Origin of the sequence: Leuconostoc kimchii IMSNU 11154, from assembly GCF_000092505.1 — a bacterium.
GTDB classification, from domain to species: Bacteria; Bacillota; Bacilli; order Lactobacillales; family Lactobacillaceae; genus Leuconostoc; species Leuconostoc kimchii.
This window is the reverse complement of the sequence record NC_014136.1, coordinates 156,689-169,345: the sequence shown is the minus strand read 5'-3', so window position 1 is coordinate 169,345 and position 12,657 is coordinate 156,689. Positions and strand designations below refer to the sequence as shown.

Genomic DNA, 12,657 nt, shown 5'->3' with positions numbered 1-12,657 from the left:
GTTAAACGCTTTTTTGATGGTGAAATCACAATTAAAGAAGCGTTATTTCCCGTTTATGAATGGTAATCGTGCCATTACGTGTTAGTTTATTAAATAAACGACTTAAAGTTTCCGGCGCAATATGCAGTGATGCAGCTAATTCTTTTTTAGTTAGCGCTAATTTAAATGTGTTATTCATTTGTATGGCGGCTATTTCATGAAGGTATTTAATTAAGCGTTCATCTGCGCTTTGTAAGGATAGACTAATTTGGCGTTGTTCGAGGTCAGTTAAACGTTTACCGTAAGTATTTAGCATTTTCAAAGCTAAAGTAGGATTGCCATGTAACAAATTTTGAAAGTCTGTTCGGCGAATCGTACACACTTTAGCATCCGTTTTGGCGCGTGCAAAATGATGATGCATTGCATCAGTAAATAGAGAAGCTTCTGCGTCAACTTGGTGACTATGTAGAGAATACAAGAGTAGCTCTTGACCGCTATCATTGATATTTAACACATCAATTTGACCAGTATCCACAATAATTAATGCGGAAAGGTCATCATCTGGTTTATAAATATAACTACCAGCAGCGTAATTTTTTTGATGCGTTGAAATAGCGACTAGCTGGTCAATGAGATCGTTAGATAGTTGTGCAAATATAGGGGCGGCTTTCAGACAGGCAAAGGCAGAATGTGACATTTTTCACTCTTTCTTGATATAAGTCAATTTTTTATTTGTGAATTAATTATACAATAAAAGTAACAAAAAAAGTTAAGTATTTTGGAGGAAAAATATGAAAGTTATAATTATTGGTGCAACTCATGCTGGTACTGCAACAATCAAATCAATAACAAAGCGTCATCCGGACGCTGTGGTAGACGTTTATGAGAAAAATGATAACGTATCATTTTTGTCATGTGGTATTGCTCTGACAGTTCAGGGAGAAGTAAAAAATATCGAGGATTTGTTTTATTCATCACCTGAAATTTTAGAAGCAGCAGGTGCTAATATTCACATGAAACATGAGGTCACAAAGGTCGATACAATTAATAAAACTGTGACTATTTTAAATTTGACAACGCATGAAACAACGATTGAGGCGTACGATAAATTGGTTGCTACAACCGGGTCATGGCCAGTTGTACCACCAATACCAGGTATTGAGGATGAGCGTGTTGTACTATCCAAAAACTATTCGCACGCCAAAGAATTGATACGTTATGCAAACGACGATAAAATAAAACGTGTCGTTATTATTGGTGGTGGCTATATAGGTACAGAATTAGTTGAGGCTTTTAATGTTAAGGGGCGTGATGTGACATTAATTGATAACCAACCAACGGTTTTGAATCGCTATTTTGATCCTGAATTCACTAAAAATGTTGCTAACATGTTTGTAAACCATGGTGTTTCCGTTGAAACAGGTAAGACGGTACAAGCTTTTGAAAGCAAAGATGATGGCATTGTGATCAAAACAGATGCAGGTCATTTCTCAGCTGATTTGGTCATCATGTCTGTTGGGTTCCGTCCAGCAACACAGCTATTTAAAGGGCAACTCGAAATGACTGAAAATGGCGCGCTCATTATTAATGATTACATGCAAACGAGTGATCCCGATGTTTTTGCTGCTGGGGATTCAGTTGCCGTTCATTACAATCCAACAGGTGAAAATGCTTACATTCCTTTGGCGACAAATGCTGTACGTCAAGGCACGCTGATTGGTTATAATTTAACGGTACCGACGGTTAAATATATGGGAACACAATCAACATCTGGTTTGAAATTATATGATTTAAATATGGCTTCTTCTGGTCTAACTGGTGCGCATGCTGCAGAGCTCGGATTAGACTATGACAGTTTGACGATGACAGACAATTTTCGTCCTGAATTTATGTCATCCACTGAACCGGTATTAATGACGATTACATGGGAACGCGGTTCACAACGTATTTTGGGGGTTCAGCTTCAGAGTAAATATGATATCTCGCAATCAGCAAATACAGCGTCTGTGGCGATTCAAAATAGAATGACCTTGACAGACTTAGCGTTTGTCGATATGCTATTTCAACCTTGGTTTGATCGGCCGTTTAATTACCTCAATTTGTTAGCACAAGCTGCCTTAGATAAAGAGGCATAAATTATAAACAACGTGTCTAAATGAAAAGTCCTCTTCCGATTAGAAGAGGACTTTTCATTTAGACACGTTGTTTGATTAAAGGTACTTATCTGTTTTTTGAGCAATAGTTAATACTTCGCCATTTGGTACCATATTAATTTTGGTGTAGAGCATAACTGGTATATCAGTTATTTCTGCTGCTACTAAAGGCAGTGCTTTTAAGACTGTCATTAATTTATCGTAATCACCTTCAAGTGTTGATTCAAAAGCACCAACTTGGTATGTCACACCTGATGCTTCGATATAAGCAATGACATGATCGACAATACGAATGATGTCTTCTTTATCTGCTGTCATTGGTAACACTTGGACAGCAATACTTGCATTAATTTTGGTCATTAAGCAACCTTCGCTTTCATTTGATTAAGAATATTAAGTTCGTAACGCAATGTTGAATGGCACATACCACAAAAAAACATCAGTTGGCGCCAACTTATCACGGGTTCAGTTTAGCACAATACCAATTGGCATGCAAACTTGAATGCTTGATATATTATTCATTTATCTGTTATTTTTTTGGTCAAGCAGGTTTCTTAACATAAAATAAGGGTCACTGTCAGTTGTTGTTTAGCGTACGTCAAAGGAATAAGTGACAGGCATACAAATAATTGGTATTCTTAATATAGTATAAGATACTATTCTAATTAAATTAGGACGAATTTTGATAAAAAATCGCTGACCATGAAATGGTTTGTTAACACTGTTGCGTGGAGTGAATTAGGACACAGAAATTGGCGGCATTCTGCAGAGTTAAAACAAGCATCACTTGTTGGTCAAGTGACAGATAAGTTTCCACCAACTTATATTACTGATGGTAACGCTTACGCCTTTCAAGAACAAGGGATGGCATTTGAAAGGCGTTTAAAGCAGTTGGATATTCCCGTAACAAGTTTATTTTTTAATAATGATTCTCAAGAAATTACGCATGAATATCAATTCAACTATCAAACTGTTCAAGCCAAAAGTTGTTATAATGATACGCGTCAATTTGTTTTGAAATACCAGTAAAAACAGTTTAAAAAACATATAATAAATCAAATTTACTTTTAATGTCAACTTAATATGGAAATTAAATGAAAAGACAAGATGTAACAGTATGTTAAATTGTGAAAATGATTATAAACATGAGTGTATAAGAATAACCTAGATTGAATGGTAATTCGATTTGACTTTTATAGTTTGTTTTTCTACAATGCTTTATATAGTATAAAGGGGAAAAAGATGTTAGACAAAACAATTTACAAGCAGATTTTCAAATCTAGTTTTAACGCCCCAATCGACGTTGAATTCTGGGATGGTGAAAAAGTAAGTTACGGTGATGGCGACGCTATTGCAACCATTATTTTACATGAAATCATACCCATAAAAGATATTATGGCTCATGCTTCTCTGACATTTGGGGAAGCCTACATGGATGGCAAGATCGAGATACAAGGTGACTTGCAGAAGTTAGTCAGTACGATATATAGTTCACAAGAAAGCTTCTTGAATGGTTCAAAATTTGCCAAATTAATACCCAAGCAGTCACATAGTGAAAAAACAAGTAAAGCAGACGTACAAAGTCATTATGATATTGGTAATGATTTTTATGAAATGTGGCTGGACCCAACAATGACATATTCTTGTGCGTATTTCGCTGATGAAAAGGATTCACTAGAAGATGCACAATGGAATAAAGTAAGGCATATTTTAAATAAGTTACATCCACAATCAGGTGAGACCTTGCTAGATATTGGTTGTGGTTGGGGTACTTTGATTTTTACAGCTGCAAAAGAATATAATTTGGAAGCAACTGGCGTCACGCTAAGTCAACAACAGTATGATTTTGTTTCAGAAAAGATCAAGGCAGAAGGTCTTGAGGATCGTGTTCACGTTTACTTAAAAGATTACCGTGAATTGGAACAAACTTATGATCATGTAACATCAGTTGGTATGTTTGAACATGTCGGTAAAGAGAATTTACAAGAATACTTTATGCAGGTTAGTAACCGATTAGTCGACAATGGAACAGCTTTGATACATGGCATTACTGGTCAACATGACGGCGCAGGTGTTGATGCTTGGATTAATAAATATATTTTCCCAGGTGGCTACATTCCTAACATTGCAGAAAATATTAATCATATTATGCATACAGGATCATTACAAGTTGATGATATTGAACCATTGCGTCGCCATTACCAAAGAACATTAGAAATGTGGACTCAAAATTTCCACAAAGTTGATGAAGAAGTGATTTCAGCTTACGGTGAACGTTTCTATCGTATGTGGGATTTATACTTACAAGCGTGTGCAGCATCATTTGAGTCAGGTAACATTGATGTTGTTCAGTATTTGTTGACAAAGGGTCCTTCTGGTACGAAGTTACCAATGACGCGTTCTTATATTTATCATGCAGATGTTGCGCATGGTGTACAATAAATCACATAATGGATGTTTGATTTAAATAGATTAATTTCAAAGGCTCAGCTATCAACCATTGCTGGGCTTTTTTATTATGTAAAATAATTGACAAAGGGGCGATATAGGATTATATTGTAAGCGGTTACAATAACGTGACTAAAAGTAATTCATAACTATAAAAGAAAGTAGGTAAACATGGCGCAAGCAGATTTTGGTGTTGTAGGACTAGCGGTAATGGGTCGTAATTTAGCACTTAATATTGAGTCAAGGGGATATGATGTTGCTGTGTATAATCGTTCGCGTGTACGTACAGAAGATTTGGTAAAGAAGCATGCTGATAAACGTTTTGTGCCAAGTTATACAATCGATTCATTTGTCAAAACAATTAAAACACCTAGACGTATCTTATTAATGGTTAAAGCAGGTCAAGGTACTGACGCTGTCATTGATGAGTTGCTGCCTCACTTATCGAAGGGTGACATGCTAATCGATGGTGGGAATACGTATTTTGAAGATACGATTCGTCGTTCAGAAAAATTGGCAAAGTCAGGGATTAATTTTATAGGAATGGGCGTATCTGGTGGTGAATTAGGTGCATTGACAGGGCCATCTCTTATGCCAGGCGGTCAACGAGAGGCATATGATTTGGTGTCACCAATACTAAAACAAATTGCTGCTCGAGCGCCTGAAGATGATAAACCGACAGTAACTTATGTTGGGCCAAATGGTGCAGGACACTATGTTAAAATGGTTCATAACGGTATTGAATATGGTGATATGCAGCTCATTTCTGAATCGTATGATATTTTGAAACGTGTTTTAAAGTTGGATCATGATGGCATCGCTGCTGCTTTTTCGCATTGGAATGACAGTGAACTTAATTCTTATTTGATTGAAATAACAGCTGATATTTTAACGCGGAAGGATGATTTGGGATCAGGGAAACCTATTGTTGACGTGATTTTAGATCGCGCCGGTAATAAAGGCACAGGTAAGTGGTCGTCACAATCGGCATTAGCTGTTGGCGCACCACAGTCACTGATTACAGAGTCTGTTTATGCACGTTATATTTCAGCCATGAAAAATGATCGTATTAAGGCGTCAAAGACTTTATCGGGTCCAGATTTTACGTTTACTGGTGACATTGATGCCGCACAAGAAGATATTCGTAAAGCGTTGTATTTTGGTAAAATTATGTCCTACGCCCAAGGCTTTGATCAACTACGTTTGGCTTCGGATCATTATGACTGGCATTTGCCCTTTGGTGAGCTCGCACAATTGTGGCGTGCGGGAGCTATAATCCGTGCGCAATTTTTACAGAGAATTACGGACGCTTATGAGGCTGACGATCAGTTACATAATCTACTTTTAGACCATTACTTTAAAGGTATTGCTGAGTCATACCAGGATGCTGCAAGAAGAGTTGTCGCACTTGCTGTCACCGCAGGTGTGCCAACACCGTCGCTTTCAGCAGCGATTGCTTATTATGATTCTTATCGATCAGCTGTTTTGCCAGCAAACTTAATCCAAGCACAACGTGATTATTTTGGCGCGCATACCTACGAACGTACTGATAAACCAGCAGGAGATATGTATCATTTTTCTTGGTATGATGAGGCCTAACTTTCATTGAAACAGCAAATCGTTTAGAAATGATTTGCTGTTTTTTATTGAAAAAATGCTTGCTAAAAAGAACAAATGTTCGTATAATTTAAAGTATCGTATTTTCAAGTAGATGTTAACAAGAAGGAAAGACCATGGCACACAAATCACTTATATCACTTGAACTAGTGACCAACATGATACATCAAACAACAACCGAAAAAATTGAGTCTTTGCACTTAGAGAAACAAAATTCTGAATATGAGGGAATGACCTTTAAAATTGGGCAGTTTAGTTATCGTAGCCGATTGGCTAAAAAAACACCTAACAAGAAGGGCTATTTTGTTGTTTTTTGGGAAAAAGATCAACATCATAATAATACGCCGTTTAAATTTGACGATAGTCCGGATAAACTCATTATTTCGATTAAAGATGGGCTACACAGCGGTCAATTCATTTTTCCAAAAGCAATTCTCGTAGAGAAAGGTATCTTAAGTTATGAAAGACAATTAGGCAAAATGGCGATGCGTATTTATCCTAATTGGGTTAGCAATTTGAATCCTACTGCACAGCGGACACAATTATGGCAGTTAAATTATTTTATGAATTACGATCAAAATATGTCAATAAATATGGTACGTTCACTTTATTTTTAGCTGTGTGAACAACAGATATTAATCATTTAATGTTACTTTTTATATCATTTCTTCTATAAGTGTTCAGACCCATGATTTAACCAATACCTTATTTGCTTTTAATGTTATTTTCTGGTATCCTTATGATACAATTTAACTTTTTTATGAACTTGTACCTCTTGCGGGAGTAGCGACGAACAATCGTGGGAAACCGACTATACATCATACGAATTTAATGAGTATGACGGCCAACCTTAATCAGCGAGACGCAAAAAAACTTTGCTTAAAAGGAGTGTAACAAGAACATGATGACAAAGGATGACGTACCTAAACCGATGCAAGACGAGTACCATGCAGAGGACTGGCATAAAATAATCAGTGATTTTGATGGCCATTATCCAGATGGTCTAACTGATCAGGAAGTCAACAATAAATTAGAGATACATGGTTTTAATGAGATGAAATTAAAATCAACACCAAAATGGTTAATATTTCTAAAGCAGTTTAATAATGTGATTATTTATATATTAATCGCGGCAGCATTGATGACGCTCTTGATGCGACATTATTCAGATGCGGTTGTTATTGGATTGGTTGTGATTATTAATGCATTGATTGGTTACTTTCAAGAAGTAAATGCTAGTAATGCATTAGAAAAAATTAAAAATATGTTGTCAGTGGAGGCAACAGTCATTAGAAATGGTGTGAGGTCGGATATACCTTCTCGGGAGCTGGTTCCTGGGGATCTAGTTTATCTTGAAGCAGGTGATAATGTACCGGCTGACTTGCGAATTGTTGACGCCGATAATTTAAGAATTCAAGAATCGTCACTGACTGGCGAGGCAGATTCTGTTTTAAAGTTTGACTCAGTGGTCGAGCTTAAGACGCCATTGGCAGACCGCGTTAATATGGCTTACGCGACAACAGCGGTAACTAATGGTAGTGCTACTGGTGTTGTAGTTTCTACGGGACTTAAAACGGAAATTGGATTAATTTCACAAAGTGTGTCTGATGTCAAAAATAATAAGTCACCACTCACCAAAGAATTAGATACTTTAGGTCGGGGTATCTCGTGGTTTATCATTATAGTAGCAGTTGCTACATTTATTCTTGGTTGGGTTATGAATGTTTATGCTTTACCAGTTTTGGCAATGGCAATCATTACTATGATTGTTGGTTCTATGCCAGAAGGTTTGCCTGCGGCGACATCAGTTATTTTAGCTACTGGTGTACAAACATTGACTAAAAAGCATGCAATAGTTAAAACGTTACCTGCGGCTGAAACACTAGGTGCAGTCGATATTATTGCATCTGATAAAACAGGGACACTGACTAAAAATGAGATGACCCTGCAAGATATTGTTGTTGGTCAAAATCATTACCAGGTAACAGGTACTGGTTATGCGCCAGAAGGTGAAATACAGTTAAATCATGTTGCTGTAGATGCTTCAAAAGATGAAGCGCTTGAAATGTTTTTGACAATGGGGCACCAAGCTAACGACACATTTTTAACATCTGAAAATGGGGAATGGCAGATTAATGGCGAACCCACTGATGCGGCATTTTTGTCAGCATATTATAAGGCTTTTGGACAAAAGAAGCCCAAATTAAAAGAAATTGATCGGCTACCATTTGATTCGGATTATCGATTTATGGCACGCTTGGTGGAGAATCAAAAAGGTCAGCGATTTATTGCAATTAAAGGTGCGCCGGACAAACTGTTCAAGCTGGCAGCTATGTCTCAGTCCTTTAACAGTCAATACTGGTCAGAATTATCAGGACACTTTGCAAAGACTGGGAAGCGTGTTATTGCGGTTGGGTATCAACCCGTTTCAGCAGATACTCGTGAAGTGACACATGAACAATTACAGGCAACGGGCATTGAATTGATTGGTATTGCGGCAATTATTGATCCGCCACGCCCAGAAGTTGTTGCGGCAATTAAGGATATGCGTCAAGCAGGTATTCATGTCAAAATGATTACTGGTGATAGTGTGGATACAGCCGTTGCCATTGGTAGGCAACTTGGTTTGGCTGATGGCATTGATGCTATGACTGGTGTTGAAGTGGATGCCTTGAGTGATAAAGAGTTGGCGCTTGCCGTGACACGATACGATGTATTCGCCCGGACAACACCCCAAAATAAGCTGCGTATTGTAGAAGCCTATCAAGCCAGTGGATTGGTTACTGCGATGACAGGAGATGGCGTTAACGATGCACCAGCGTTGAAAAAAGCAGATATAGGTGTGGCTATGGGAATTAAAGGCACAGATGTTGCTAAGGATTCTGCTGATATGGTCTTGGCGAATGACGATTTTTCAACAATCAAGGTAGCGATTGCGCAAGGTAGACGACTTTACGATAATATCCGAAAAACTATACTTTTCCTCTTGCCAACAAGTTTTGCTGAAGGTTTAATTGTTGTCATGAGTATTTTCTTACGACAACCGATGCCATTAACACCAACACAATTATTGTGGATTAATATGGTATCTGCCATAACAATCCAATTAGCATTTATTTTTGAACCTGCTGAACCAGGATTAATGAATAGGCCACCACGTAAAACGAGTGCAAAATTGATGAACCGTCATGATGTTTTTCAAATGACTTATGTCAGCATATTAATTGCTGCCGTTGGTTTAGCTGTGTTTGAAGTGTTAGGTTCTAGTGTTAGTTTTGGTGTTGCAAGCACGATGGTTGTGAACATTATTATTTTCGGAAAAATATTTTATTTATTCAATATAAGGACCGAGGCACCAGCGCTTAGTCGTTCATTGTGGTCTAATCCAATGGCTTTTGTTGCTGTTGGATTGATGATTCTTTTACAAATTATTTTTACCTATGTACCATTCATGCAAGGGGTGTTTTCAACGGCTGGATTAAGTGCATCAAACTGGGTTACTGTCGTTATGACAGGTGCCATTGTCTTAATTGTAACTGAAATTCACAAGTATTGGCGTTTGCGCAAGTCAAGCTCAAGCGGAAGCTTTAAATCAACTAGTGACTGATAACTGGCTTATTTTTAATAAAATAGCATGAGCATTCAATGATATTTCCAGCATATTACTTGCATGATGCTAGTGTAAAAGCTACAATCAGAATAACAACATGATCTGTTTTGTAAAGGAGAATAAGTTATGGTAAAAAGGAAACGTGGTACTGGCTTTTGGGGTAAGTTGTCACTTTTGTTAGCGGTTGGACAGTTACTGTTTAGCCTTTATCGTGAAGTTAAGGATTCTCGATTACGTCGAAAAGAATAAGATATGATCTGAATTGTTTTAGGTAAGTATGAATTGTGAAGGAGGAACAATGATGTTAAAATCAATATTTAAGTTTGTGCTAGCTATTTTTTTGGTTGTTAGTGGCGTTGCTATAGGAACTACTGTCTTTGCTGCTAAAAGTGTTGATAAGCTTGGTGATGATCTACAAGATAAAATTTACAATTAGTTAGTTTGACTCATAATTGAGAAATTGTAATTGTGCTTTACGTTTGTTGTAATCTCACAATAGTAGACAAAATAAAAAAACTCAGTGGTAATTCACCACTGAGTTTTTTTATTTGATATCCAAACGTTCAAAAATTTTATAGGTGTTTTCAGTTACAACAAAAAGGTATTGATGATTTACCTGATTTGCAAATCATTGTTTTCAGTCGATTTATATATTTGAAAAAGTTAAAGATTGATAACTATTTGGACAGTTTTCACTGGTCAGGTAGATTATTTACGTCAATAACTCGATTTTTATTATGCTTAACATGTTATACCTAAATGCAAAATACGTTTCGAGAGTAATATTGTGATATGGATATGATCTTTATCGAATATTTACAGAAACATACTGAAATTTTGTTATATTTGAATCACAGTCAATTATTGTCCTTATGAATTCGTCACTAACACAAAATGGACAAAATTATTTCATAAATTGATCACAAAAAAAGAGAGAAGCACAGTGGAAGTTAAATTTAATCACGTAACTATGACCCACGATTTACACAATTACAGGGTTATTTGGCTACTAATAGCGTGTTACTTCAACTTTTGGGTGCAAGTGGTCATGCAAAACCAGAAGCGAGTGCGCTACGTGAAGTTGATTTGAATGTTTATTTACCAACCAAGGGGAAACGATATCATATTAAAAATTGGAAGAATAGATTGATTACGTTAAAATGGTCTTGAATGTTTTGGTTAAAGGATATATGCATTAGTTCAGATATGGGAAGCACTACAATTCCCAGAGTGCTTTGTTATTAATGTAAGATTAGTCATATCATTGTTAAAATAGGTGTATGAGCCGATTCAATTTAGGGTCAAAATAGCGATATTGATACGTAAAATATGAGTCGCTTATAGGCTAATTATTTGAAAAATTAATGTATCTTTGTTACACTTTAGTCAATTGGTGTTCGTCAACCCCATTTTCTGGACATGAAGCACAGTTCATTTATTGGGTCAGACGTGTTTTGCCATCAATAAAAAAGTTACAGGAGGATGTTACGAATGGGATTAATTTGGACACTTATTGTGGGAGCCGTTATCGGTGCGATAGCGGGTGCAATTACTAGCAAAGGAAAAGCAATGGGGTGGATTAGTAACATTATTGCTGGTTTAGTTGGTTCTTGGCTAGGCGAGAATTTACTTGGATCTTGGGGCCCTACTGTCGCTGATATGGCAATTATTCCATCAATTATTGGTGCAGTGATTTTAGTTCTGATTATTTCTTGGTTGGTAGGCAGAACTCGCAACTAACCCATCATAGCCGTATTAGTAGTATATAACACCGGAAACCACCTTAAAAGGAGATAGTAAATAATGACAGAACAAGATAAGCAAAAAGAAGCCGAAGCTAAAGAAGCAGTGGTTCAAAAAAATAAAAAGGATGATCCAAAGTCAACAGATAAAGAAGACGTCTATAAGCATCATCCGGACAATGCTGACTATAAAAAAGCGGATTGACGTCGCTGGTTCTAAATGTCTAGGTTAGGAGGTTTTTGATGACTAGTAGTGATATACCGGTTTATAAATTAAATGATGGTCATGTTCTACCACAAATAGGCTTAGGAACTTACCAAGTACGTGGCATGCAGGGTGTCGATGTAATATTGTCTGCAATTCAAATGGGTTACCGATTAATTGATACTTCTACCAATTATGATAGCGAAGGTGCAGTCGGTGAGGCAATTAGGCGTTCTGGTATACCAAGGTCTGAATTTTATGTCACATCTAAATTGCCAGGGCAATATCATCACCGAGAGGATGCCCTAAAGATGATTGAGGAGTCACTTTTGAGAATGGGATTGGATTACTTAGATTTATATTTGATCCATTGGCCACTACCAAAACGTGATAATTATGTTGAGGCATGGACTGCTCTAGTTGAGGCACAAAAACGTGGCCTAATTCGTTCAATTGGTGTCTCTAACTTTGAAGCGGAACATCTTGATCGTATTATTGATGCCACTGGCGTTGTTCCAGCAGTTAATCAAAATGAAATTCACCCCTATTGGATACAAGAGAATTTACTAAAAGATAATCAAAAACGTGGCATATTAACTGAGGCTTGGAGTCCCTTGGGGCGGGGAAGTCAGTCTTTAAAAGAAGATGTTGTTGCCACACTAGCCGATAAATATCATAAAAATGTTGGTCAGATTATTCTTCGCTGGCATATACAGCGCGGAATTTTACCAATTCCTAAGGCTGGAACGCTTAATCATTTGCATGAAAACATAAAGCTTTGGGACTTTGAGTTAACACAAGATGAAGTTACTGCGATTAACCGATTAACGCAACCAGATGGCCGTGTAGATAATCAAGATCCTAATACGTATGAAGAATTTAATTAGCTTTTTACAAAAAAGC

The 12,657-nt window shown here is 37.0% G+C and carries 14 protein-coding genes; 12 read left to right on the top strand and 2 right to left on the bottom strand.

Features of this window, described 5'->3' with window-relative positions; translation table 11 throughout:
• Positions 1-31: 31 nt before the first annotated feature.
• On the bottom strand, positions 32-676 hold the full coding sequence (locus LKI_RS01330) for a Crp/Fnr family transcriptional regulator (RefSeq protein ID WP_013102330.1): 645 nt from the start codon (positions 674-676) through the stop codon (positions 32-34).
• A 94-nt stretch (positions 677-770) separates the two neighbouring features.
• On the opposite strand from LKI_RS01330, the gene LKI_RS01325 reads away from it, so the two are divergent.
• Positions 771-2,114, top strand: coding sequence for an FAD-dependent oxidoreductase (locus LKI_RS01325; RefSeq protein ID WP_013102329.1), 1,344 nt, complete (start codon positions 771-773; stop codon positions 2,112-2,114).
• A gap of 75 nt (positions 2,115-2,189) precedes the next feature.
• Here the strand turns inward: LKI_RS01325 and LKI_RS01320 are convergent, their stop codons facing one another.
• Positions 2,190-2,492: a thiamine-binding protein gene (locus LKI_RS01320; protein WP_013102328.1), complete on the bottom strand. Its 303-nt coding sequence runs from the start codon at positions 2,490-2,492 to the stop codon at positions 2,190-2,192.
• Positions 2,493-2,834: 342 nt separating this feature from the next.
• Here LKI_RS01320 and LKI_RS01315 point away from each other — a divergent pair, with 342 nt between their 5' ends.
• From LKI_RS01315 to LKI_RS01285, 11 genes are all read left to right on the top strand, one after another.
• The gene (locus LKI_RS01315; RefSeq protein WP_013102327.1) at positions 2,835-3,161 is read left to right on the top strand and encodes a hypothetical protein; all 327 of its coding nucleotides are present in this window, start codon (positions 2,835-2,837) and stop codon (positions 3,159-3,161) included.
• A gap of 213 nt (positions 3,162-3,374) precedes the next feature.
• A complete protein-coding gene (locus tag LKI_RS01310) occupies positions 3,375-4,574 on the top strand; it encodes an SAM-dependent methyltransferase (protein WP_013102326.1) in 1,200 nt (399 codons plus the stop codon).
• 177 nt (positions 4,575-4,751) lie between these two features.
• The gene (gene gndA, locus LKI_RS01305; protein ID WP_013102325.1) at positions 4,752-6,179 is read left to right on the top strand and encodes an NADP-dependent phosphogluconate dehydrogenase; all 1,428 of its coding nucleotides are present in this window, start codon (positions 4,752-4,754) and stop codon (positions 6,177-6,179) included.
• 134 nt (positions 6,180-6,313) lie between these two features.
• Entirely contained in the window at positions 6,314-6,814 is a 501-nt protein-coding gene (locus tag LKI_RS01300; protein WP_013102324.1) for a MepB family protein, read from the top strand.
• 284 nt (positions 6,815-7,098) lie between these two features.
• Positions 7,099-9,804: an HAD-IC family P-type ATPase gene (locus LKI_RS01295; protein ID WP_013102323.1), complete on the top strand. Its 2,706-nt coding sequence runs from the start codon at positions 7,099-7,101 to the stop codon at positions 9,802-9,804.
• Between the two features lie 129 nt (positions 9,805-9,933).
• Positions 9,934-10,056, top strand: a complete 123-nt coding sequence (locus LKI_RS11160; protein ID WP_013102322.1) for a hypothetical protein — start codon at positions 9,934-9,936, stop codon at positions 10,054-10,056.
• A 49-nt stretch (positions 10,057-10,105) separates the two neighbouring features.
• On the top strand, positions 10,106-10,243 hold the full coding sequence (locus tag LKI_RS10950) for a hypothetical protein (protein WP_158306290.1): 138 nt from the start codon (positions 10,106-10,108) through the stop codon (positions 10,241-10,243).
• Positions 10,244-10,809: 566 nt separating this feature from the next.
• The gene (locus LKI_RS10945) at positions 10,810-10,977 is read left to right on the top strand and encodes a hypothetical protein (RefSeq protein ID WP_158306291.1); all 168 of its coding nucleotides are present in this window, start codon (positions 10,810-10,812) and stop codon (positions 10,975-10,977) included.
• Positions 10,978-11,298: 321 nt separating this feature from the next.
• Positions 11,299-11,547 carry a GlsB/YeaQ/YmgE family stress response membrane protein gene (locus tag LKI_RS01290; RefSeq protein ID WP_013102319.1) on the top strand — a complete coding sequence of 83 codons (249 nt, stop codon included), beginning with the start codon at positions 11,299-11,301 and terminating at the stop codon, positions 11,545-11,547.
• 63 nt (positions 11,548-11,610) lie between these two features.
• A complete protein-coding gene (locus tag LKI_RS10940; RefSeq protein WP_013102318.1) occupies positions 11,611-11,754 on the top strand; it encodes a hypothetical protein in 144 nt (47 codons plus the stop codon).
• Positions 11,755-11,792: 38 nt separating this feature from the next.
• Complete coding sequence (locus LKI_RS01285) at positions 11,793-12,641, top strand: aldo/keto reductase (protein ID WP_013102317.1); 849 nt, start codon at positions 11,793-11,795, stop codon at positions 12,639-12,641.
• Positions 12,642-12,657 lie beyond the last annotated feature (16 nt).